At 64.8% G+C, this 23602-nt stretch carries 14 protein-coding genes; 12 read left to right on the top strand and 2 right to left on the bottom strand.

The genetic code is table 11. The features are described 5' to 3' along the window. The first annotated feature begins 10 nt into the window (after positions 1 to 10). From ACW4LP_RS05125 to hydF, 5 genes are read left to right on the top strand one after another with little or no spacing between them, the layout of a single operon-like run. Positions 11 to 1849, top strand: a complete 1839-nt coding sequence (locus tag ACW4LP_RS05125) for an NAD(P)-binding protein (RefSeq protein ID WP_451917270.1) — start codon at positions 11 to 13, stop codon at positions 1847 to 1849. Beyond that, positions 1843 to 3717, top strand: coding sequence for a [Fe-Fe] hydrogenase large subunit C-terminal domain-containing protein (locus tag ACW4LP_RS05130; protein ID WP_451917271.1), 1875 nt, complete (start codon positions 1843 to 1845; stop codon positions 3715 to 3717). Before ACW4LP_RS05125 ends, ACW4LP_RS05130 begins: the two co-directional genes overlap by 7 nt. Further along, positions 3717 to 4937 carry a [FeFe] hydrogenase H-cluster radical SAM maturase HydE gene (hydE, locus tag ACW4LP_RS05135; RefSeq protein WP_412668982.1) on the top strand — a complete coding sequence of 407 codons (1221 nt, stop codon included), beginning with the start codon at positions 3717 to 3719 and terminating at the stop codon, positions 4935 to 4937. Before ACW4LP_RS05130 ends, hydE begins: the two co-directional genes overlap by 1 nt. Further along, a complete protein-coding gene (gene hydG, locus ACW4LP_RS05140) occupies positions 4934 to 6379 on the top strand; it encodes a [FeFe] hydrogenase H-cluster radical SAM maturase HydG (RefSeq protein ID WP_451917272.1) in 1446 nt (481 codons plus the stop codon). Before hydE ends, hydG begins: the two co-directional genes overlap by 4 nt. Before the next feature lie 11 nt (positions 6380 to 6390). Further along, positions 6391 to 7695 carry a [FeFe] hydrogenase H-cluster maturation GTPase HydF gene (hydF, locus tag ACW4LP_RS05145; RefSeq protein ID WP_451917273.1) on the top strand — a complete coding sequence of 435 codons (1305 nt, stop codon included), beginning with the start codon at positions 6391 to 6393 and terminating at the stop codon, positions 7693 to 7695. Between the two features lie 452 nt (positions 7696 to 8147). Here the strand turns inward: hydF and ACW4LP_RS05150 are convergent, their stop codons facing one another. Together ACW4LP_RS05150 and ACW4LP_RS05155 are read right to left on the bottom strand one after the other, a co-directional pair. After that, positions 8148 to 10322 (bottom strand): YhgE/Pip family protein, encoded by a 2175-nt coding sequence (locus ACW4LP_RS05150; protein ID WP_451917274.1) that lies wholly within the window; start codon positions 10320 to 10322, stop codon positions 8148 to 8150. Next, entirely contained in the window at positions 10319 to 12913 is a 2595-nt protein-coding gene (locus tag ACW4LP_RS05155; protein WP_451917275.1) for a YhgE/Pip family protein, read from the bottom strand. Before ACW4LP_RS05155 ends, ACW4LP_RS05150 begins: the two co-directional genes overlap by 4 nt. 379 nt (positions 12914 to 13292) lie before the next feature. Between ACW4LP_RS05155 and ACW4LP_RS05160 the strand changes: the two genes are divergently transcribed. From ACW4LP_RS05160 to ACW4LP_RS05190, 7 genes are all read left to right on the top strand, one after another. Further along, the gene (locus tag ACW4LP_RS05160; protein WP_114548524.1) at positions 13293 to 13889 is read left to right on the top strand and encodes a hypothetical protein; all 597 of its coding nucleotides are present in this window, start codon (positions 13293 to 13295) and stop codon (positions 13887 to 13889) included. Between the two features lie 1081 nt (positions 13890 to 14970). Then, positions 14971 to 15879 (top strand): homocysteine S-methyltransferase family protein, encoded by a 909-nt coding sequence (locus ACW4LP_RS05165; protein ID WP_237975237.1) that lies wholly within the window; start codon positions 14971 to 14973, stop codon positions 15877 to 15879. A gap of 27 nt (positions 15880 to 15906) precedes the next feature. Next, entirely contained in the window at positions 15907 to 16818 is a 912-nt protein-coding gene (locus tag ACW4LP_RS05170) for an energy-coupling factor transporter transmembrane component T (protein ID WP_227069386.1), read from the top strand. Then, a complete protein-coding gene (locus tag ACW4LP_RS05175) occupies positions 16791 to 18785 on the top strand; it encodes an ATP-binding cassette domain-containing protein (protein WP_451918289.1) in 1995 nt (664 codons plus the stop codon). Before ACW4LP_RS05170 ends, ACW4LP_RS05175 begins: the two co-directional genes overlap by 28 nt. Then, a complete protein-coding gene (locus ACW4LP_RS05180; protein ID WP_227069388.1) occupies positions 18773 to 19561 on the top strand; it encodes an ECF transporter S component in 789 nt (262 codons plus the stop codon). The genes ACW4LP_RS05175 and ACW4LP_RS05180 overlap by 13 nt, the downstream gene beginning before the upstream one ends. A gap of 410 nt (positions 19562 to 19971) precedes the next feature. Then, a complete protein-coding gene (locus ACW4LP_RS05185) occupies positions 19972 to 22305 on the top strand; it encodes an anaerobic ribonucleoside triphosphate reductase (RefSeq protein ID WP_451917276.1) in 2334 nt (777 codons plus the stop codon). A 166-nt stretch (positions 22306 to 22471) separates the two neighbouring features. After that, positions 22472 to 23557 (top strand): hypothetical protein, encoded by a 1086-nt coding sequence (locus tag ACW4LP_RS05190; RefSeq protein WP_451917277.1) that lies wholly within the window; start codon positions 22472 to 22474, stop codon positions 23555 to 23557. Positions 23558 to 23602 lie beyond the last annotated feature (45 nt).

Consider the following 23602-nt stretch of genomic DNA (forward strand, 5'->3'; position numbering starts at 1 on the left):
AGAGAGAGCTATGGGGCGTTTGACCGTTGAGGTGGCGGCGCGGGCCGATGCACGGACGGGGGAGTTCGTCGAGGCCTTCGCCCGACGCGTGGAAGCCATGCCGCCGGGCCAGTGTCCGGTGGGGATGGTGCTGGGACAGTTGCAAGCGAGCGCCGCGCAGACCTGCGGCAAGTGCACGCCGTGCGCCCAGGGCATGCCGAAAATTGAGGCGCTGCTGGGCGATGTGGCCGCCTTCCGCGCCACGGCGGCGACGGTGGATGAGATCCGAGATGCGGCCACGCTGCTGCGCGACACCGCCGATTGCGCCGTGGGCTGGCAGGCGGGGGCGATGGTTCTGGCGGGACTTGACGCCTTTGCCGACGAGTTCGCCAGCCACGTGGATGCGGGCACCTGCGCTCCCGGCACGCGTCAGACGGTGCCCTGCGTCACGCGGTGCCCGGCCCATGTGAACGTGCCGGCCTACATTGCGCTGGCCGAGGAAGGCCGCCTTGCCGAGGCGGTGAAGATGATCCGCAAGGACAATCCCTTCCCTACGGCCTGCGCGCTTGTGTGCGAGCACCCCTGCGAGGAGCGTTGTCGCCGCACGATGGTGGACGCGCCGGTGAATATCCGCGGCATAAAGAAGTACATTGTGGACACGGTGGCCGCCGATACCGTGGAAACCCCCGCGCCGCTGCCCGCCACGGGCAAACGCGTCGCGGTGGTGGGTGCCGGCCCCTCGGGGCTCACCTGCGCCTACTTCCTGGGGCTCATGGGTCATTCGGTGACGGTATTCGAACGTCGCAATCGCCTGGGCGGCATGATGCGCTACGGCATTCCCGCTTATCGGCTGCCCCGCGAGCGGCTCGACGAGGATATCCGCGCCGTGCTGGGTGCCGGCGACATCGAGGTGCGTACGGGCTGCGACGTTCAGACGGACGAGATGCGCACGCTGGTGGACGAGTTCGACGCCGTGTACGTGGCCGTGGGCGCCCAGGGCGGCAAGACCCTTTCCATTGAAGGGGCCGATGCGGCCGGCGTTATGAGCGCCGTGGACGTGCTGGAGGCCATCGGCGACGAGCAGTATCCCGACTTCACGGGCAAGAATGTGGTGGTCATTGGCGGCGGCAATGTGGCCATGGACTGCGCTCGCACCGCCGTGCGCGCCGGTGCCGCCTCGGTCACCGTGGCCTATCGACGCCGCCTGGAGGACATGACCGCGCTGCCCTCCGAGGTGGAGGCGGCCATGATGGAGGGCGTGGAAATGCGCTGCCTTCAGGCGCCGGCCAGCATTGAAGCGAACGCGGAGGGCTGCGCGACGGCGCTCATCTGCCAGCCCCAGCGCATCGGCGCGGTGCGCGGCGGCCGCCCGGCCCCAGTGCCGGCCGACAAGCCTGAGGTGCGTCTGGCCGCCGACCTCGTCATCATCGCCGTGGGCCAGGCTATCGAATGTGCCCCCTTCGAGGAGTTCGGCATGCAGCATGACCGCACCTACCTGTGCGCCGACGCGTGCCTGCAAGCGCCCGGCTTCGACGCCGTCTTCGTGGGCGGCGACTGCCAGTGGGGTCCCAAGACCGTCATCATGGCCATCGCCGCAGGCAAGACGGCGGCGGCCAACATCGACGAGCTGCTGGGTTTCCATCATAAGCTGGACTGCGGCGCCGCGGTGCCGCCGGCGCACCCCAACGACCGCACCGCCTACGGGCGCGTGCAGGTGGCCGAGCGCCCGGCGTGCGAGCGCAAGCGCGATTTCAAGTACGTGGAAGAACCGGTGAGCGCCGAGGAAGCCGCGCAAGAGTGTGGCCGGTGCCTGCGCTGCGACGTGTACGGCATAGGCGCGCTAACCGGAAGGGGGCTGGAAGCATGGTAACTATCACGATAAACGGTCAGGCGGTGGAAGCCCCCGAGGGCACGAGCGTGCTGGACGCGGCCACGGCGGCTGGTGTGACCATCCCCACGCTGTGCTACCTGAAGGACTTGAACTGCATCGGCTCGTGCCGCGTGTGTTTGGTGGACGTGGAAGGCGAGGGGCTTGCGGCCTCCTGCAACACCGCCGTGCGCGAGGGCATGCGGGTGCGCACCGACACCCCGCAGGTAGCGGCGGCCCGACGGGCGAACCTGCAAGCCATCATGGACGATCATCGGGCGCTGTGCGCCACGTGCGTGCGCCAGGACACCTGCGCCCTGCGCGATCTTGCCAGTACCTTCAACCTGACCGACGCCCCGGGTCCCTTGCCCGAGCCGGCGCCCTGGGACGCCGACTTCCCGCTGCAGCGCGACAGCAGCAAGTGCATCAAGTGCATGCGCTGCGTGGCCATCTGCGAGAAGGTGCAGCACTGCGCGGTGTGGGACTTCACGGGGGTGGGGCCGTCCACGAAGATCATCGTGCGCGACAACCTGCCCATCGCCGAGGCCGGGTGCGCCCTGTGCGGCCAGTGCATCACCCATTGCCCCACCGGGGCGCTTACGGCCCGTGACGACGTGAGCCTCATCATGGAGGCCATCCTGGATCCGGCGGTGGAAACCGTGGTGCAGGTGGCGCCGGCCGTGCGCACGGCCTGGGGCGAGGGCCTGGGGCTTTCCCGCGAGGAGGCGACGCCGGGACGCTTGGCCGCGGCCCTGCACGCCGTGGGCTTCGATCGCGTCTTCGACACCGACTTCGCCGCCGACCTCACCATTATGGAAGAGGGCAGCGAGTTCGTGGAATTCCTCGGCTCCGACGCGCCGCGCCCCATGTTCACGAGCTGCTGTCCCGGCTGGGTGCGCTTCGTGAAGCAGCACTATCCGCAGTTCACGGCCCAGCTTTCCAGCGCCAAGTCGCCGCACCAGATGATGGGTGCCGTGGTTAAGAACACGCTCGCCGCCGAGGCCGACGAGGCTGGCAAGCGGCTGTTTGTCGTGTCCGTTATGCCCTGCGTGGCGAAGAAGTACGAGTGCGACGTGCCGGAGCTTTCCACGGTGGTCGGCGCGACCCACGGGGCCGGCACGGATGGTGCGACCCACGGGGCTGGCACGGTCGGCGAGACCCAGGGGGCCAGTACGGATGACGCGACCCGGGGGGCTGGCGCGAGTGACGCGGGCCTGGTGCCCGACGCGCCGGTCGCGCCCGAGCTGGCGGCTGAGGCCGCGCCCGACGTGGACGCCGTGCTCACGGTGCGCGAATTCGGCTGCCTGCTGCGCCTGGTGGGCGTCGACTGCACGGCGCTTTCCGAGGCGCCCTTCGACAACCCGTTGGGACTTTCCACGGGCGCGGCCACCATCTTCGGGCGCACGGGTGGCGTCATGGAGGCGGCCCTGCGCTCGGCGGCCTACCTCATCACCGGCGAGAACCCCGATTTCAGCGCCTGCGACACTACGGCTGCAACGTCCGAGACGCCCTGGATGTCCCGCGAGCTTTCCATCGGCGACGCCACCGTGCGCATCGCTGTGGCCAGCGGCCTGGAGAATACGTCGAAGCTGCTGGACGCGTTGGAATCCGGGGAAGCCGCCTTCGACTTCGTAGAAATCATGGCATGTCCGGGCGGATGCGTGGGTGGTGGCGGCCAGCCCATCCAGTTCAACAGCGAACTGGCCCAGGTGCGGGCCGGCGTGCTGAACCGGCTCGACGCCGCGGACAAGCTGCGCTACTCCCACGAGAACCCCGACATCGCGAAGCTGTACGCCGACTGGATCGGCGAGCCGCTGTCGCATACGGCTCACGAGTGGCTGCACACCGACCAGGAGAGCTGGCAGATTTGATGCTCGAGCTCGTGGATAAGCTCGCGCGCGAGCACGCCCTTTCCCAGGACGAGTACGCCATGCTCATCGACGGCCGCACCCCGGCGCTGGCCGATGAGCTGGCTGGCCGCGCCCGAGAGGCGTGCGAGGCCGTCTACGGAAACGCGGTGTTTGCGCGCGGGCTCATCGAGTTCACGAATATCTGCAAGAACGACTGCTATTACTGCGGCATCCGACGCAGCAACGGCGCCTGCGAGCGCTACCGCCTTACTCGCGAGCAAATTCTGGCTTGCGCTGATGCGGGCTGGCGAGCGGGCTTCCGTACCTTCGTGCTGCAAGGCGGGGAGGATCCGGCTGTTACCGACGAGTGGCTTGCCGAGCTTATTGGTGCGTTGAAGGCGGCTCATCCGGGGTGCGCCGTCACGCTGTCGGTGGGGGAGCGCTCGCGGGAAAGCTACCGGCACCTGCGCGCCGCCGGGGCCGACCGCTACCTGCTGCGCCATGAGACGGCCACGGCCGCCCATTACCGGCAGCTGCACCCGGCGGCCATGACGCTTCAGCGCCGCATGGCGTGCCTGTCCGACTTGCGAGAGGCCGGGTTCGCCGTGGGCGCCGGCTTCATGGTGGGCTCCCCCTTCCAGACGACGGAGCACCTGGCGGCCGACCTCGCGTTCATCCAGGAGTTTCGCCCCGAAATGTGCGGCATCGGGCCGTTTGTGCCCCATCGCGACACCCCCTTTGCCGCCGAGACACCCGGCACGGTGGAGCTTACCTGCTACCTGCTGTCCCTCGTGCGTCTGGCGCATCCGACGGTGCTGCTGCCGGCTACCACGGCCCTGGAAGCGCTGGATCCCCGCAGCCGCGAGAAGGGCATCCTCGCTGGCGCCAACGTCGTGATGCCGAACTTGTCGCCGCCCGAGCGCCAGGGCGATTATGCGCTCTACGACGGCAAGCCCCGCTCGTCGGCCGATGCGGCCCGCAAATGGGCCGACCTGGCGGCGCGGCTTGAGCCCTTGGGGCGCCGCCTTGTGGAAGACCGCGGCGATCCCGCTGCAGCCTGGGCTTCGGTTGTAGGCCCTGCTGCGGCATCGGTTGTCTCGCCCGCTCGGGGCGCTGTGGTACTGGCAGCAGCGTCGCGCCCGGTTTCTGCCGCCGCCGCTACCGCGCCTGGTTCGTCTTCCGCCGCTTCCTTTCCTTCGACCTTCCCCTCTGTCCCTTCAACGAAAGTGAACCCCTCATGAGCAGCTACAACGTGCGCTCGCCCCGGGCCGACGAGTTCATCAACCACGCGGAAATCCTCGACACTCTGGCCTACGCCGAGGCGCACAAAAGCGACGCCGCCCTGGCCCGTTCCATCCTGGAAAAGGCCCGGACGAACCTGGCGCCGGCTCACGACCACGGCACAACGCTCACCCATCGCGAGGCCTCGGTGCTGCTGGCTTGCGAGGACCCGCAGGTGAACGCCGAAATTCGCCGGCTCGCCCGCGACATCAAGCAGGCCTACTACGGCAACCGTATCGTGCTGTTCGCGCCGCTGTACCTTTCTAACTACTGCGTGAACGGGTGCCTGTACTGCCCCTACCACGCGAAGAACCGCGACATCCCGCGTCGCAAGCTCACGCAGGAAGAGATCCGCGCCGAGGTCGTCGCCCTGCAGGACATGGGCCACAAGCGCCTGGCCATCGAGGCGGGGGAAGATCCGATCCACAACCCGCTTGACTACATTCTGGAGAGTCTTGAGACCATCTACGGCACCAAGCACAAAAACGGGGCCATCCGCCGCGTGAATGTGAACATCGCCGCCACGACCGAGGACGCCTACCACCAGCTGAAGGCCGCGGAGATCGGCACCTACATCCTGTTCCAGGAGACCTACCACCGCGCCCGCTACGAGGAGCTGCACCCCTCGGGCCCCAAGGCCGACTACGCCTGGCACACCGAGGCCCACGACCGCGCCATGGCCGCCGGCATCGACGACGTGGGGCTCGGCGTGCTGTTCGGCTTGGAGGGCTACGCCTACGAGTTCGCCGGCCTGCTCATGCACGCGGAGCATTTGGAAGCGGTGTTCGGCGTGGGCCCGCACACCATCTCGGTGCCGCGGGTGAAGCCGGCGAGCGACATCGACCCCGACGCTTTCGACAACGGCATTCCCGACGAGATGTTCGAGAAGATCATCGCACTCATCCGCATCGCCGTGCCCTATACGGGTATGATCATCTCCACCCGCGAGTCGCAGGCGGTGCGCGCGGCGGCGCTTCAGCTGGGCGTCTCGCAGATCTCCGGCGGCAGCCGCACGAGCGTGGGCGGCTACGGGGAAGAGACGCGGCCCCACGACACCGAGCAGTTCGACGTGTCCGATACGCGCACCCTGGACGAGGTCATCGGCTGGCTCATGGACGAGGGCCACCTCCCCAGCTTCTGCACTGCCTGCTACCGCGCCGGCCGCACCGGCGACCGCTTTATGGAGTTCTGCAAGAGCGGCCAGATCCAGGACTTCTGCCAGCCGAACGCCCTGCTCACGCTGGGGGAGTACCTGTGCGACTACGCCAGCCCCGCCGTGGCGGAGAAGGGGTGGAAGATGATCGACACCGAGCTCGCCCGCGTTCCCGACGACCGCCGCCGCGCCCTGGCCGCCGACTACCTCGCCCGCGTCCGCACCGGCGAGCGCGACTTCCGGTTCTAGGAGGAGTCCGCATGTCTCTGAACGATACCCCTTCCGGCGAGCGCGCCCACATCGTCTTTTTCGGCGTGCGCAACGCCGGCAAGTCCAGCCTGGTGAACGCGCTGACGAACCAGACCGTCTCCGTAGTGTCCGATGTGGCCGGCACCACCACCGACCCGGTGCGCAAAGCCATGGAACTGGCGCCGGCCGGTCCCGTGCTCATTGTTGACACTCCAGGTATCGACGACGCCGGCGACGTAGGCGACCTGCGCGTCCAGCGGGCCGAGGCCGCCCTGAACGAGGCCGACGTGGCTGTGCTCGTGGTGGATGCCACACGCAGCCTCACCCCTTTCGACGAGAAACTCCTCGCCGCCTTCCAAACGCGCCGCATTCCCTATGTGATTGCGGAGAATAAGGCCGATTTGCTTGCGGAAAGCGGGCGAGCCGGCGCTGCGGAGTCGTCGCTGCCTTCGCCGCGCCCGGGGACGGACGCTTCGGATAGCGAGCCCCTCTCGGAAGGCGCTGACCACAACGCCACGGCCTCCGCCGAAAACGATGGCGCTTCCGCACGGGCCGCCCGCGTGCGCGTGTCGGCGCTGACGGGGGAGGGGCTGAGCGACCTGAAGCGCGCGCTTGCCACCCTGGCCACTGGTGCAGTGGAGGAGCGGCGGCTCGTGGGCGACCTGCTTACGCCCGGTGACGTGGTGGTGCTCGTCATCCCGCTGGATTCTGCCGCGCCCAAGGGTCGCATCATTCTGCCCCAGCAACAGGTCATGCGCGACGCGCTGGACGCCGGCGCCTTCCCCTGCGCCACCGGCGTGGAAGGCCTGCCCGACCTGCTGGCCGCCCTCGCCCGACCGCCGCGCCTGGTGGTGACCGACTCCCAGGCCTTCGGCGAGGTGGACGCCCTTTTGCCGGCGGATGTGCCGCTCACATCGTTTTCCATCCTCATGGCCCGCTACAAGGGCGACTTGGCCGCTCAACTAGAAGCGGTACGCGCCCTGGAAAGCCTCACCGACGAGGACACCGTGCTCATCGCCGAGGGCTGCACCCACCACCGTACCTGCGAGGACATCGGCACGGTGAAGCTGCCCCGGCTCATTTGCGCTATCAGCGGTGCCGAGCCCCAGTTCGCCTTCACCTCCGGCCGCGACTTCCCCGACGATCTTTCCCCCTATGCCGCCATCGTCCACTGCGGCGGCTGCACCTTGAACGCCCGCGACATGGCCTCGCGCCTCCAGCGCGCCCGCGCCCAGCAGGCCCCCTTCACCAACTACGGCATGACCATCGCCCGCGCCCACAACATCCTCCCCCGCGCCCTCGCCCCGCTGGAATGAAGCTGCTACGCGAGAGGAAAAGCGGTCAAAAACCGTGTGCAGACTGCACGGGTGCCCCTCGCTAGGTCGTTACTGGCCAAAAACGGCGCGCAAACTGCACAAGCGTCTGCAAACTGCACAAGCGTCTCATGATTAAGCCGCTGTTGGCCAAAAACCATGCGTGAACTGTATATAAAGGGGCGTGCCTGACGCTTTTTGGCCAAAAAACCCGCGACAGCTGCAGTATTGGCCCGCGATTTTGAAGGCGTCGCTTCCCGCGTGTCAAGTTTTACCAGGTCAGAATCCCGTTGTAGCGAACGTGCGAGCGCGGAGGAAAGCGAAAGGAGAAAAAGAGCCCTCCGAAAAGCAGTCAGCGCGTATTTTTTGGCCATTTGACGAAAGCGCGGCGAGGCTCGTCTCATCTAGCTTGGCGAGCTTAAGACCATCGACAGGTGCCTGTACGCGGCGAGGCGCTAGAGGAACTTCGTCTCGTCCAGCTTGGCGAGCACCCACCGGTTCAGCCGGATGACGGGGCGCCGCAGGACGAGGCCGAGAATGAGGCTCGGCACGAGGATGGCCGCGAGCAGGCCCATCTGCACGAGGTACTGGTCGCCGTAGATGCCGGCCATGGCTCCTTCCAGCGCCGGCATGGAGTGGGCGAAGGGCAGCCACGGGTAAATCTCCTGGAACAGCGGGGCCGACAGCATCTGCACCGGCATGAGGCCGCCGGCGCCGGCCAGCTGCAGCACGAGCCCGATGATGGCCAGCGCCTTCCCGATGTTGCCGAAGGACACCGTCAGCGTGTACACCAGGTTCGTGAACACCACCGATGCCAAACAGCACGCCGCCAGATACAGCCAGAAGTGCTCGCATTCCACGCCGAGGAAGAACACGTTGCCGAGCCTCGCGATGAGCGCTTGGGCGAGGCCTATCAGGCAGAACACTCCGTAGCGTCCGAGGTACAACTCAGCTGCCCGCGGCGCGCGCCCGAACTTCCGCGTTAGGGCGGCCTGGCGCGCGGGGGAGACGGACACGCTCATAAGGGCTACCATGAAGATGGCGCCGATCCACAGCGCGAGGGAGGTATAGAAGGGGCTCATGGCGCTGCCGTTGTCGGCCATGGGGTACACCGCGTGACGCTCCAGGTGCGTCGGCGCGGCGAGGAACTGGGCGATGGCGACCGGGTTGTCGCCGATGATGCGGCGCACCTCGTCGATGTCGCCGGTGTCCAGGGCGTGCCGCAGGTCGTCGCGGGCCTGGGCGAGCTGGCTTTCTGCCGTGCGCAGGGTTTCGGCGGTCTTGCGCAGCGACGCCTCGGCGGTGGCGAGGTTCGCGGCCAAAGAATCGGTGGAATCCCCCAGGCTGTCCGCCGTGTCCTTCAGCGAGCCGGCCAGAGTTTGGGTGTCGGCGCCCACCTTCTGCAGGCTGTCGGCCAGCGACGCCAGCTCGCCCTTCAGCTGGTCGTTGTAGGTGCTCATCGAATCACGCAGAGCTGCCCGCGCTTGGTTGATGCTGTCGGTCACCTTGGCGTGCTTCTCGTCGATGGATGCCGCGTCCGCGCCAATGGCGTTCTCGGCGGTGTCGAGGTTCGCCTCCAGGGTATCCAGCTGGGCGATGATGCGGTCAAGGGCGCCAATGGCGGGGCTTGACGGATCGGCGCCGGCCAGGGCGTCGCGCATGGTCTGGTAGGCCTGCGCAAGGCCCTGCACGTCCGAACGGCAAGCGGCTAGCACGCCCTGGGCCGCCGCCGGATCGTCCTTCATGGTGGCGAAGGCCTCATCAGCGGCGCGGGCCACAGCATCGTAGCTGGCGTCGGCGGCTGCGAGCGTCTTCTCGGCTGCGGTGCTTGCGGCGGAAAGGCCGTCTTGAGCGCTCGTCAGCCCGTTGCGCGCTTCGCTCACCAGAGGTGCCGTGGCATCCGGTGCCTTCCCTGCCTCCTTTAGAATGCTTGCCGTCGCATCCACGAGTGAGGTGGTGGAGCTCATGAGATCGGCGTAGGCCTGAGCCTGATCGGCCGCCGCTCCTACTTCGCCCACGGCCTCGCCAAGGCGCGACCCCAGGGTTTGCGCGTAGGTGAGGATGCCGTCCCCGCTCATGAACGAAGTGAGGCTGCTCGTGGTGCCCAGGGCCACCGATGCCACGGTTTCCGTGAACGTCTCGTCGATGGTCTCCTGCAGGGTGCTCGCGCCTGTCGCCGTCACACGCTGGGCGATGGCGTTCTCCTTCTCGTTGTCGTAGTAGATGATCCTCGGTTCGGTGATGTCGTCGGTAAACACGGTCATGAGGTCGCGCGAGAACTCCTTCGGGATGACGAGCGCCGCGTAATACTCTCCCGAGCGCACGCCGTGCACGGCCTCATCGGCGCTGACGAACTGCCAGGCGAACTGGTCGTTGGCCCGCAGCTTGCCGATGATCTGCTCGCCGGCGTTAATGGGCGTCGGGATAAGGTCGGAGGTGTAGCCGGCGTCTTCCGAGGCCACGGCCACTTTGATGTTGCCGGTGTTGCTGTAGGGATCCCAGAAGCCGAGCGTCGTGAACCAGGCGTACATGGGCGGCACGAGCGCGAGCCCCATCACCACAATGGCGGCAATGACGTTCCGGAACAGGTTCCGCACGTCACCGATGAAAATGTCCCAAATCACCCTCACGCCGAATCACCACCGATTTGCCCGCTGGCGCGCTTCTGCAGTTCCTCGGTGCTCAGGTTCGCCAGGGCAAGCTGGTGCGCGAGGTTGGTGTCCAGGTATGAAATCACGATGAGATACGTGTCCACCACGATGACCCCCACCACCATGGCCATGAGCATCATGACCCGCGTGTCCACATCGGCATGCACCAGCACCATAATGGCGAAGGTGACAAGCGGCTGCGCGACAAGCGCCACCCAGCCGATGCGCCGCAGCACCGGGTAGGCGCGGTGGAAACGCTCGGCTCGGGCGATGAGAGCCTGGCGGAAGGCGTCGATGTTCAGCAGCGCGCGGACGAGCGTGCGCGTGCGGTATCGGGCGGGCGTCTGCCCCGCGGCTTTGGCGCTGGCCGTGACCGGCTCGGCCAGAAGCAGGTCGGTTGCTCCCAGCTTCTCGTCGAACATGAGGTTCAAATTGAAATCGCAGCGCCCGATGCCCAGCCCGATGGCGAACCCCAGGGGCACGAACAAAAGTCCCAGCAGCAACATGTCGTGCAGGTAATCCATCGCGCAAAAGCCGCCGATGGCCTCGCGCATGGCGTCGATGGAATAGGTGAAGGGCAGAAGCGGGTGAATGACCTGGAAAAAGTCCGGCATCATCTCGATGGGGAACATGCCCGAGGAGCCGGGAATCTGCACGATGAGCAGAATGACCGCGATGGCCTTCCCGATGTGCCTAAATGCGTAGGCCAGCGCGAACATGAGGTTCACGTCCACGAACACCGTGAGCAGCCCCGCGCCGATGAAGGCCGCCGGACTTTCGCACTGAATCCCGAGGGCCAAATCGCCCACGCAGCAGACGAGCCCCATGGCCAGCCCGCACACCACGTAGAACAGCCAGCGTCCGAAGTAGGCCTGCACGGCGGTGAACTTCGGCAGCCCCTCCGGATCGACGCGCAGCTTCACCATGGCCATGAGGATGAAGCCGGCCACCCACAGGGCCAGGTTCGTGAAGAAGGGGGCAACACCGCTGCCGTAGTTCTTCACGGGATACACCAGTTGCGTGTCCAGGGCCACGGGTGCGGCCATGAAGGCGCCGATCTTCTCCGGGTCGGCCTTCAGGTATTCCGCCAAGTCCTTCACGGTGGCGGAATTCTGCAGGGCGGTCAGGTCGGTGAGCGACTGCTCCAGGTTCGTCTCCATGGTGCCCAGGGAATCGGACGTGGTGGAAAGCGAGGTCTCGGAAGAGGTCAGCGTGTCGCCGAGCTGCCCCAAAATGGCCCGCGCCTCGGCGAGCGAGGGAGTGAGCCCGCGCAGGGCCCCTTCCAAGGTGCCGCAGGCTTCCACCAGGGAATCCAGGCTGGTCGTGATGTCTGGCAGCACGCTGCCCTGGAAGGTGGCCGCGGTGGCGCGAATAGTTTCAGAGGCCGAGTGCGCCGCCGTATCCAGCGCGCTCGCCTCGGTTTCCAGGGAGTCGGCCGTGGAAGCCAGGTCGTCTGAGGCCGTGCGCAGGGCGTCGGTGGTGGTCGTCAGCCGCTCGTTGGCGGCCCGGGCTTCGGAGAGAGCTTGCGCGATGGCCGGATCAGCGTCGGCCGCTCCGGCCTGGGCGGTGAGGTCGCTCACGAGCGTCTTGTTGTCGGCCAGCAGCCCCTCGGCCGTGGCGAGGGCCGTATTGGTGGCCGCCTCGGCCGCTGCGACATCGCCGCTCACAGTGCCCAAGGCGCGCTGGGCCTGCGCAGCGGCGCTCGACAATTGCAACGCTCCGTCGGTGGCGTTCTTGGAAAGCGCCGTTCCGTACTCGTTCACGGTGCTCCGCGCCTTCGCGAGCAGTTCCTTCGATTGCCCGATGGCCTCCAGCAGATGTGGCACATCGTCTTGAAGCCCCGCCAGAGTATCGTCGGCGCGAGCGACGGACGTCCGCGTGTCGTCCACGTTGCCGACGAGTCCTTCCAGGGTCGCGCGGGTTTCGCCCACGGTCTCCTTGGCGCTGCGAACGCCGGCGGTGAGGCTGCCCTCGGCGGCGTCGGCCTTCTCTTCCGCCTCGGCCCCCACCTTCTGGGTCGTTTCCACCACCTTCTCCGACACCGTCTTCACGAAGTTCTCGTTGACGGCCGCCTCGACGGCGTTGGCCGCCGCGTCGGTCACCTTGGGCGCGATGGAGGAGGGCTTCTCGTTCACGTAGTAGTCGATGGTCGGCTGGGTGAAGTCGCCGGTGAACACGCTGGCGAAGTCTTCGCTGAAATCCTTCGGGATGACGAGTGCCGCCCAGTAGCGTCCCTCGTAGACGCCGTTTATGGCCGCCTCGGCGTCGGTGAATTCCCAGCCCATCTCGTGGTTGTCGTGCAACTGGGCCACCACCTGTGCGCCCACGTCCAAATGCCCCGTCTCAGGGCTGTCGGCCCCCGCATCCTCGTTGGCCACGGCCACCAGCATATCGGCCGTGTTGCTGTAGGGGTCCCAGTTGGCTGCTACCACGTACCAGGCGTAAGCCGACGGCATAACGATCATGCCCAAGGCGATGACGAGCGCGACAGGGTTGCGCAGCACCCGTTTCACATCCCGCGCGAAAATGGCGAAGATCACTCCCAGATATGTCCGCATCCGCTTCAGCATATGCGCCCGCTTGCGCCTTTCTCTGCCCGTTTGCTGACCTTGCTTGTAATGAGAAAAGTTTCCCACATCAAGTTCTCTGCGCCACGGACAGCGGGGGATTGTCGCTATGCTGAAACGGGTGCTGCGTCTGACGATAAAGTGACGCGCTCCGGTCGCCGTTTGTCCCCGCCGAACTTCGTTCTTGCTCTGCGGCAAGGGGCGAAGCCTCACCGAAGCGGTTGCCCGCGCTGCCCGTTTGTCGCCGTGTTGTGGCTTGAGTTGCGATGCCGTTGCTTTACACTACGGGCAAGCAACGAAGCGCCGAAGAAGGCGCCCCGTGATGCAGGCCGACGCGCAGGAGGTTGCGCCGCCTGTGAACCTGAAGGAAAGGAGGCCCTCCGTGGCCGATCGCAACATTGAGAACGCGAGCACCGAGGTGCCGGAGATTCCCGACGAGCTGGAACGCGTGCTCGTCTTCGCCCTGGACGAGGCCAAAGAGAAGATCGAGGGCGGCGAGGACGTCATCCCCTTCACCACGCTCGTCGTGAAGGACAATCTGTTCATCGAGTCGCACCCGGGCGATTCCGCCGAGGAGTGCTTCGAGGCGGCCGAGAAGAACGTGCGTGGCGCTCGCGGGGCCGACTGCTACGCCTTCTGCTACGACGGCTACATTGAAACCGACGATGGCGTGAAGGATGCGCTCATTGCTGAGGGCGGCGTGCCGGGCGCCGATGAGGGCTACGCCATCGCCTATCTGTATGAGGTCGATGACGAGGGCGCTTATACCTTCGAATCCGAGGCCGCCTACATCGGCGAGGCCCCGAACTTCATGGCGGCCCTGAAAGAGCCGGTCGCCTACACCGACGACGAGATCGACGAGCGCTACCGCGACGAAGATGACGCCGAAGAGGCTGCCGAAGTTGCCGAGGCCGCCGACCTCGCCGAGGCTGCTGAAGAGGCTGTGGCCGTGGTTGATGCGGAGGATGCTACGGAATAGTTTGACCGCGGCTCTGCCTGAGTCGATAGGTTTGAACCGAGCGCCAGCTCATGTCTTTGTGGCAGAGCTGGCGTATTTTGTTTGCGGCTTAGGATATGTTTGCCGGATTTTGCCTCTCGATAGAAATAGATGTGAGTTTCGAGCATAGCGAAGGAGAATTTCGGAAATAGATGCGAGTTTCGGGCGTAACGAGGGAAGGCTTCGGAAATAGATGCGAGTTTCGGGCGCGATTTGGACAAAATCAGCGCGTGCGGTGCGAAATGATGCTCGAAACTCTCATCTACTTCCGGATTTGGGCGGTCACTGTGAGATTTGCCCGGTTCGGCTGCTCGAAACTCGCAACTATTTCCAGAATTCAGCAGACGCAGAAAACTGATGCCTACAAAAAAGCCGGCGGAACTCCGATCCAGTTCCACCGGCTTGTGCCAACAGGGTTGGCAGGTTGCTCATCGTCGCGAGCACGGCGCTTGTTTCAAGGGCAGCGCCAAAAAAGAAGTGAGGCGGCAAGGAGGGGTGCCTCGCCGCCTCGGAGGAGGGGGTAGCGGCATCGAGTGCCGCATTCTGCTTTCAAGGGGATTGAAGCAGAGCGATGGAAGCAGGGGAACTTCCAAATCGCTGAAACGAATTATAGGTCAAGACTTGTTTTGGTCACCATAATGTGCTTCATTTTCCACGAAGAACGGCATCATTTCGGCGGTGAGTAGCATATAACCCCTTGTCAGAGCCCGTTTACCCGCGTCATAAGCCCGTTCGCCCTCTGAGAATTTTCTTCACATTCAATAAGAAAGTTTCAGATTGCCCGTCTCCCTCCTTTCCGAACCTTTTATCTTCCTTCGTTGATGCAGGGCCCTCGGCATCGGAAAACGCCTTCTGGATGTACGAAACGATGCGCAGGATGCACGGCGGTGTTATGGACGAATAAGAATGTCACCCCCTGGTTGTTTGATTTTGTCACCCTCTAGGACGCAGGATGCACGGCGGTCGCAAAAGATTATTTGGAAGGGGTTCATGTCGAAAAAGGTTTATCCCTCAAGCAATCTTGTATCATGGAAGGCAGCAAATTCGTGGAAAGGAACTCCTCATGGCCGATCTCGCGCTGCGCTTTGGCAAGGACATGCTCGTCGTTTCGTCGCCGATTCAGGAGGCCCTGCGTCGGGCCGGCATCGAGTCGGTGTGCGATCAGGCGCTCGCGCTTTTGGTGGAGCCGGAAACCATCGAAGAAGCTTACCGCATGGAAACGGTGGCCGGCCCGCAGTGTATGGTCACCCCCGTGGCCGATTTCACGCCGGCTCGCTTGGTGGCCGTTGGTGCCGAGGGCAAAGGCGAAGCGCTGGCTGAGGCGGCTCTTGCGGTCATGGCGGAGTTCAAGCCTCAGCACACGCTTGTGGAAATCGCCCCCTGCGGTTTGCCGCTGGATCCCGACTCCAAGGCGTCGCTTGTGGAAAATCGCGACCAGTACGCCCGCGCAGCGCAGCTGTTTTGCGACTGCACCTTCGACGCCTTCTTCTTGAATGGGTTCACGACGGCCGATGATCTGAAGTGTGCGCTCATGGGCCTGCGCAAGGTGACTGATGCCCCCATCATTGCTTCGGTGGATGTGCAGGGTGACGGCGGCTTGGCGAGTGGCCGGGGCACCTGGCGCGAGGCCGTGGAAGTGATGGCAGAATACGGCGCGGCGGTGGCCGGCTTCTCCACGCTGGCCACCCCTGATCAGGCGCGCGGTTTGGCCGATGCGGCCCGCGAGACACTGGAGGCGCGCGGAGCGGATTTATGTCTCATGGCCACGCTGCAGGTGTTCCAGCGCGACGCCAAGCAACAGGGCCCCACGACCGAGAACCCCTACTACAGCCCCGACACCATGATGCCCGCGGCCCTTGAGCTGCGCGCGGCTGGCGTCCAGTTCCTGCGCGCCGCCGGTCAGGCGACCCCGGCTTACACCGGGGTGCTGGCCGCCACCGTTGCGGGCCTCGATGTGGCGCCGGTCCTGTAACGTTCTCGCCGAGAAGCCGCGTTGCCCATGAGCACCCTGCCATACCAAGGCCGTTGCGCCTTTGCGTCTCTGCATCCCGCGGTGACGCTCGGCTTCTTCGCGGGGGCTATCGTGCTTTCCATGGTGCTTGCGAACCCCATTTGTCAGGTGATGTCCGTTCTTCTTGCGGCGGCCTGTTATCTGACGTTTCGTGGCCGTGAGGCTTGGCGCTTCATCGCGGGGCTCACGGCGGTGCTGCTTGTGGTGACGCTGTCGGCGCCGCTGTTCAACACGCAGGGCGCCACGGTGCTCCTCCGCTGGTGGGGTGGCCGTCCTTACACGTTAGAAGCGCTGGCTTTGGGCGCCTCCACGGGGCTTATGCTCGTGGCCATGATGCTGTGGTTCGCCTCCTTTCACCTGGTCATGACTTCGGACAAGTTTACTTACCTGTTCGGCCGCGCTATTCCGGCGCTGTCGCTGGTGCTCACCATGGTGCTGCGCCTCGTGCCAAGTTACCGCCGCAAAGCCGACGCCCTCATGACGGCACGGGCTTGCATTGGGAAAGGCCCGGCGGAAGGCGCCTCCGTGGCGGCGCGCGTGCGCGACGGGGGCAGTGTCCTCTTGTCGCTGTCGGCCGACGCTTTAGAAAGTGCCGTGGTGGCCGCCGATTCCATGACGGCTCGTGGCTTCGGGCTGTCGGGGCGCACTCATTTCGCGCTCTTCCGCTGGGAGGCGCGCGATACGGTGCTGGTCGTGGCGATGGGCGCGCTGGTGGTTGGCGCAGTGGCCGCGTTCGCCCAGGGAGGGTTCGCGGTCACGTACTTCCCGACGATCGTGTGGCCCTCTGCGGGAGCGGCCGTGCTTATGGGGGCCGTTTGCTATGGCGCTTTTCTGGCTATTCCTGCGGTTACCAATTGCGGAGGGAGGGCGTTGTGGCGCTATTCGCTTTCGAAGAGCTGACGTTTCGCTACCCGGAGGCGCCCCGCGATGCCCTTCGCGATGTTTCTGTGGCCATCGAGCCGGGCCAGTTTGTGCTGGTATGCGGTCAGAGCAGCTGCGGGAAGACAACGCTCTTGCGCCAGTTCAAGTCGGCGCTCGCTCCCCATGGGCACCAAAGCGGACAGGTGCTGTTCGATGGCGTGCCTCTCGCCGACGTGCCCGAGCGCGAGCAAGTGGCCCGCATCGGATTCGTCATGCAAGACCCCGATGCGCAGATCGTGACCGACAAAGTGTGGCACGAGCTGGCCTTCGTCTTGGAAAGCCTCGGCTGCGACGAGCGCACCATGCGCTTGCGCGTGGCGGAGATGGCCAGCTACTTCGGCATCCAGCACTGGTTCCATAAGAACGTGGGCGAGCTTTCGGGCGGCCAGAAGCAGCTGCTGAACCTAGCGTCGGTCATGGCGGCCCGGCCCGATGTACTGGTGCTGGACGAGCCCACGAGTCAGCTGGATCCCATTGCCGCCAGCGACTTTCTGGCTACGGTACACCGGATCAATCGCGAGCTAGGGACGACGGTGGTTATGAGCGAGCATCGGCTGGAAGAGGTGTATGGGCTGGCCGACCGCGTGGTGGTGCTGGAGGAGGGGCGCGTCGTCGCCGACGGGGAGCCGCGGGCTGTTGCGGGCCAGCTGCATTGTGCGGTCAGCCCCATGGCATTGGCGCTGCCGGTGGCGGCGCGGATCGCTTGGGGTGTGGAAGGTCGGCTGGGTCGTCGCAGTGGGGAAGGGGCGCCGTGCGATCGACCGGGTTGCGCCGACGGGGAGGGGGCGCCGTGCGATCGGCCGGGCCGCCGCAGTGGGGAGGGGGCGCCGTGCGCTCCTCCGGCCCGCGCTGTCGGGAGGGGGGCGCCGTGCGCTCCTCCGGCCCGCGCTGTCGGGAGGGGGGCGCCGTGCTCAGACAGCATTGAAGTGCAGGGCTCTTCGAGGGTCGCTGACGTTTCTGTATGCACTTCAATGAACTGCGCGCGGACCCCCTCCCCACTGCGGCGGCCCTACTCTTCCATAGTTGAAGAGGGAGTGGCTTTGCAGGTTGAAGTTCCTCTTACCGTGCGGGAGGGGCGGGCTTGGTTGACTCGTGAGGTAGCCGTCCATCCGCCGCGTCGGTGGGCGCTTCCGGCGGGGGAGGCTTGCGACTCGGCGTCTGCGCGGGTGGCGGTGGAGCTGCGGGATGTTTGGTTTCGCTACGAGCGCGATGGCGCCGATGTGCTGCGGGGGACGACGTTGACTGTGCCGGGAGGGTCGTTGTTCGCGGTAGTGGGCGGCAACGGCACGGGGAAGTCGACGATGCTGCGCGCTATCTGCGGCGTTGCGCGGCCCTATCGCGGGAAGATCACCGTGCTCGGGCGACGGCTGAAGGAGTGGAAGAAGGCCGAGCTGTTCCGCGGCGGAGTGGCTCTGCTTCCGCAAGATCCGCTGAACCTTATGGTGAAGAAGACTGTTCGGGGAGATTTGGAAGAGATGCTGGATGGTCGCGGCCTCACGGCGGAGCAGCGCGTGGCCGCGGTGCGGGAAGTGGCGACACTGACGGACATTGCGCCGCTGCTCGACGCCCATCCTTTCGACCTGTCCGGCGGCGAGGTGCAGCGGGCGGCGTTGGCCAAGGTGCTGCTGAGCGAGCCGCGGTTGCTGCTGCTTGATGAGCCGACCAAGGGGCTCGACGCTTTCTTCAAAGATAAGCTCGCTGCGTTGCTGAGAAGCCTGACTGCTCGGGGCACGACCGTGCTCATGGTGTCCCACGACATTGAATTCTGCGCCAGCTATGCCGATCGGTGCGCGCTGTTCTTCGACGGAGACGTGGTGACGACCAATCCGCCGCGGCAGTTCTTCGCGTCGAACAGCTTCTACACCACGGCAGCCAATCGCATAAGCCGGGGCTTCTTCGAAAATGTGGTTACCGTGGAGGAGGTGGTGGAGCTATGCCGAAGCTGATCGAAGGAGCCCGCTCCGCCGAGGCCTTCCGCGAGCGCCGTCGCGCCCGAGTCAAGACGATCCTGACGATTCTTGCGGCGTTGGTGCTCGCGCCGCTGACCGCAGTCGCGGGTATGGCCGTCCCCGGCAACGGCTACTACCTCTCCGGCACGCTCATCGTGCTGTACGCTATCGTGCCCTTCTTCGTTTCCTTCGAAGGGCGACGCCCCACAGCGCGCGAAATTGCCGTGGTGGCCGTGCTGACGGCGCTCGCCGTGGCGGCCCGCGCGGCGTTCATCTGGGTGCCGCATTTCAAGCCCATGGCCGCCGTCATTATGATCGCAGGGCTCGCCGCCGGCCCCCAAACCGGGTTCCTCGTGGGTTCGGTGGCGGCGCTTGCCAGCAACTTCATCTTCGGCCAGGGGCCCTGGACGCCCTGGCAGATGCTCGCCTTTGGAGTGGCGGGGCTCGTGGCAGGGCTGCTTGCCGACGCCCGTGTGTTCCCGCGAGCGAACCTTTCCTGGCCGCGTCGTATTGCGCTGGCAACCGTGGGGTTCGTGCTTATTGTGGGGCTCGTGGGTCCCATTCTGGATACGTCCACGTTCTTCTATCTTTCCACAGCCCCCACGCCGGAGCTGGCCGCGGTGGTGTACCTTGCCGGCCTGCCAGTGAACGCCATTCATGGGGCGGCCACAGCCCTCACGCTGCTGGTCGTGGCGAACCCCCTGCTCGACCAACTCGCCCGCGTCCGCGTGAAGTACGGTTTACTCGATCGGTCGCGCCCCAACTGCCCATAAGTCGCGCCCCAACCGCCTGCAAGTCGCGTTTCAGCCGTAGTCGGTTCTCGCGCGAGCCTACATCGTTGACAACTTTCAAGCGGCTCATCGACCACACGTCGAAATTAATTCTGTTCTTTTCTGGTGCCGAAAAACACATCTTGTTCGATTGCACCCGAACACTTTCGCGAGTACTATATGTATCCGCCCTTGGAACTGCAAAACACAATATATTGTGGTTCCGATGGTGAATAACCTGTGGAAAGCCTGTTGGAAAACAAAAGCGAAAAGAGGGTCTACCCCCTTGGTAATCGCGAAGGGCAGCGGTAGGGAAAACATTGCCGCGCTTCTGCATGTTGTGGTTGGCAAGGCCGCGAGAAGCGGTGCGAATACGACGCGACAGCCGCGTCGAAGAAAGGATGTAGGAAGTTATGGTCAAGACCATCATCAAGCGCGACGGGCGCACGGCGGAATTCCATCCGGAAAAGATCGCTGATGCGGTGGAGAAATCGTTCCAGGCCTGTGCGGCCATGCAGGGGCGCGACACCGCCGAGAAGATCGCCGCCACCGTCGTCGAGAAGCTTGAGAGCGGCGCCATCGAGGGCACGCCCACCGTGGAAGGCGTGCAGGACTTGGTCGAGGAGACCCTCATCGAGTCCGGCTTCGTGCAGACCGCTAAGGCCTACATCCTCTATCGCGCCGAGCGCAGCCGCGTGCGCGACGTGAACTCCCGCCTCATCCAAACGCTGAAGGACATCACCTTCTCCAAGGCCGCCGATTCCGACATGAAGCGCGAGAACGCTAACATCGACGCCGATACCGCCATGGGTACCATGCTGAAGTACGGCTCTGAATCTGCCAAGCAGTTCTACGAGATGTGCGTCATCGACCCGCGCTACGCCAAGGCACACCGCGAGGGCGATATCCACATTCACGACATGGACTTCTACACCCTGACCACCACCTGCTGCCAGATTGAGCTGCGGAAGCTCTTCAAGGGCGGCTTCTCCACCGGTCACGGCGTGCTGCGCGAGCCCAACGACATCTCCAGCTACGCCGCGCTTGCCTGCATCGCCATCCAGTCGAACCAGAACGATCAGCATGGCGGTCAGTCGGTGTGCGACTTCGATTACGGCCTGGCCGTGGGCGTGGGCAAGACGTACCGCCGCCTGTTCAAGAAGCACGTGGCCGAGGCCGTCGACCTGCTGACCGACATCGCCGACGACCGCACCTTTGCCGAGAGCCTGCTTGCCCGTGTGGAAAGCGAGACCGGCACGGTTGCCAGCCTCGAGATGGCCCCGGAGTTCCGCGCCGCCGTGGTGGCCGGGCTCGTTGAGGGCGGCGTGGATGCCGCTACGGCCGAGCGTGTGGTGGCCTACGCCGAGAAGAATGCCTCCCGCGACACCGACCGTCAGACCTTCCAGGCCATGGAGGCGCTGGTGCACAACTTGAACACCATGCATTCCCGCGCCGGCGCGCAGACGCCGTTCAGCTCGGTGAACTACGGCATGGACACGTCTCCCGAGGGCCGCATGGTCATCAAGAACATGCTGCTGGCCACGGAAGAGGGCCTGGGCTCCGGCGAGACGCCCATCTTCCCCGTGCAGATCTTCCGCGTGAAGGAAGGCGTGAACTACAATCCGGAGGATCCGAACTACGATCTGTTCAAGCTGGCCATGCACTGCTCGGCCAAGCGCCTGTTCCCGAACTTCTCCTTCCTGGATGCCCCGTTCAACGCCCAGTACTACAAGGGCACGCCGGAAACCGAGATCGCCTACATGGGCTGCCGCACCCGCGTCATGGGCAACGTGTACGACCCCGATCGCGAGGTGACGCCCGGCCGCGGCAACCTGTCGTTCACGTCCATCAACCTGCCCCGTCTGGCCATCCGCGCCAAGGGCGACATCGACCTGTTCTTCGACCTGCTCGACTCCAAGCTGCAGCTCGTGACCGGTCAGCTGGACGAGCGCTTCGAGATTCAGGCGCGCAAGAAGGTGTACAACGCGCCGTTCCTCATGGGCCAGGGCGTCTGGATTGATTCCGAGAAACTCTCGCCCACCGACGAGCAGCGCGAGGTGCTGAAGCACGGCACGCTGACCACCGGCTTCATCGGTCTGGCCGAGTGCCTGGTGGCGCTTACCGGCCAGCATCACGGCCAGTCGGCCGAGGCCCAGCGCCTGGGTCTGGAGATCGTCGGCCATATGCGTTCCTACTGCGACCGCGTGTCGAAGGAGCGCGGCATGAACTACACGCTCATCGCCACGCCGGCCGAAGGCCTTTCCGGCCGCTTCGTTCGCATCGACCGCGCCCGCTACGGCGTTATCCCTGGCGTGACCGACCGCGACTACTACACCAACGGCTTCCATGTGCCGGTGTACTTCGATATCTCCGCCTACGACAAGATCGCTCTGGAGGCGCCCTACCACGCGCTCACCAACGGCGGCCACATCAGCTACATCGAGCTGGACGGCGATCCGTCCGATAACCTGGAGGCCTTCGAGAGCGTCATCCGCTACATGAAGGACTGCGGCATGGGCTACGGTTCGGTGAACCATCCGGTTGACCGTGATCCGGTGTGCGGCTACAACGGCATCATCGAGGACGTTTGCCCCAAGTGCGGCCGCACCGAGGACGAGCACAACCAGCCCTTCGAGCGCATTCGCCGCATCACGGGCTATTTGGTGGGCACGCTCGACCGCTTCAACGACGCCAAGCGCGCCGAAGAGCACGACCGCGTGAAGCACGACGTGCCGACAGCCGAGTAGAGCATCGCGCCTCTAAGCACCCGAGCACACCGAGGGCCGTCCCTGCGACGGCCCTTTTTTGTTTCGGGTTTCAATGTCATGTTCAAGCCATTCGGCAAGTAGGGTGCAATGACGCTCCTCCACGGGCCTGTCGTATAATGGGGCCGCGATGGAAAGGAGGTGCGGCGTGCTGTATCAGTTGATGAACAAGGACAAGGTGGTGGCCACCTACGAGGAAGAGAAAAGGCTGGATGACTATCGGTATACCGAGATCGAGCGCCTTGATGGCTATGTGCCCTGTGGCTTCGTAGACATCAACGACTGGATCGACGGTCGTCAGATCGCCAAACACCGCACGTCCATCGAGAGGCTCATGCGCGAACTGGGCCTTACCACGCGTCACGACTTTATCTCCATGGCGCGTTGCCTTGCGCTCACCGATACCTTTTGGATGAAGCGCGCCGATGAGGATATCTCTTGGAACGACGTGTCGCTGTACCGCAATCCTTTCGACGACGTTATCGCTCGTATTGCCTTCGACGGCACGGGCATGTACGGCCGACAGAATTCTCCCACGTCTCCCGAGTTCGCTACCTCGGGCTCCTTCGCCAAGTGCTGGGTGCGCGAGGACGACCAGGTATCGCTGCTCAAGCGTGGTTCCGAAGGCTACGCCAACGCGGGATTCGAGCCCTATTCGGAAGTGCTGGCCGCAGAAGTGTTGCAGGCAGCGTCTATCGACCATGTGCCCTATACCATCGAGAATTTTCACGGCAAACTTGCGAGCAAGTGCCCGCTGTTTACTTCGGAAAAGGTGGGATTTGTGTCGGCCCATCGGTTCTTTGACGGTCCTTTTGATGTGGAAGACGTGCTTGCCTTCTGCGACGCGCACGGCGGCGACGAATCGTTCCGTGAAATGATCGTTATGGATGCGGTTATGGCAAACGTCGATCGCCATGCGGGTAACTACGGGTTTCTGGTCGATAACGACACGGGCGAGATTCTGCGCATGGCGCCGCTGTTCGATCAGAACATGGCTTGTCTTCCCATTATGATGGAGCATGACGATTTCGACGAGTACCTCAGCATGATCGGCCCGAAGATTGGTGCGTCGTTCGTCAGCATCGCCCGGGCGCTCATCACCTCGGATATCCGCGCGAAGCTGGTGGCTCTAAAAGACTTCGAGTACACCGATCCAGGCATGGGCTACCCTGCTTGGAAGCTCGCGGCTGTCAATCGCTGCAAAGATCGCATGATCGCCGACATCCTGGCATAGTCGCAAGTATTGCGGCCGCAAATGCCACTTCGACCCCGCTTTGGT

Source organism: Adlercreutzia sp. CNCM I-6215 (genome assembly GCF_977072315.1).

Coding starts and splice junctions, on each gene's coding strand:
- ACW4LP_RS05125 (WP_451917270.1), top strand. CDS start 11: ATGGGGCGTTTGACCGTTGAGGTGGCGGCGCGGGCCGATGCACGGACG.
- ACW4LP_RS05130 (WP_451917271.1), top strand. CDS start 1,843: ATGGTAACTATCACGATAAACGGTCAGGCGGTGGAAGCCCCCGAGGGC.
- hydE (WP_412668982.1), top strand. CDS start 3,717: ATGCTCGAGCTCGTGGATAAGCTCGCGCGCGAGCACGCCCTTTCCCAG.
- hydG (WP_451917272.1), top strand. CDS start 4,934: ATGAGCAGCTACAACGTGCGCTCGCCCCGGGCCGACGAGTTCATCAAC.
- hydF (WP_451917273.1), top strand. CDS start 6,391: ATGTCTCTGAACGATACCCCTTCCGGCGAGCGCGCCCACATCGTCTTT.
- ACW4LP_RS05155 (WP_451917275.1), bottom strand. CDS start 12,913: ATGCTGAAGCGGATGCGGACATATCTGGGAGTGATCTTCGCCATTTTC.
- ACW4LP_RS05165 (WP_237975237.1), top strand. CDS start 14,971: ATGGCCGATCTCGCGCTGCGCTTTGGCAAGGACATGCTCGTCGTTTCG.
- ACW4LP_RS05170 (WP_227069386.1), top strand. CDS start 15,907: ATGAGCACCCTGCCATACCAAGGCCGTTGCGCCTTTGCGTCTCTGCAT.
- ACW4LP_RS05180 (WP_227069388.1), top strand. CDS start 18,773: ATGCCGAAGCTGATCGAAGGAGCCCGCTCCGCCGAGGCCTTCCGCGAG.
- ACW4LP_RS05185 (WP_451917276.1), top strand. CDS start 19,972: ATGGTCAAGACCATCATCAAGCGCGACGGGCGCACGGCGGAATTCCAT.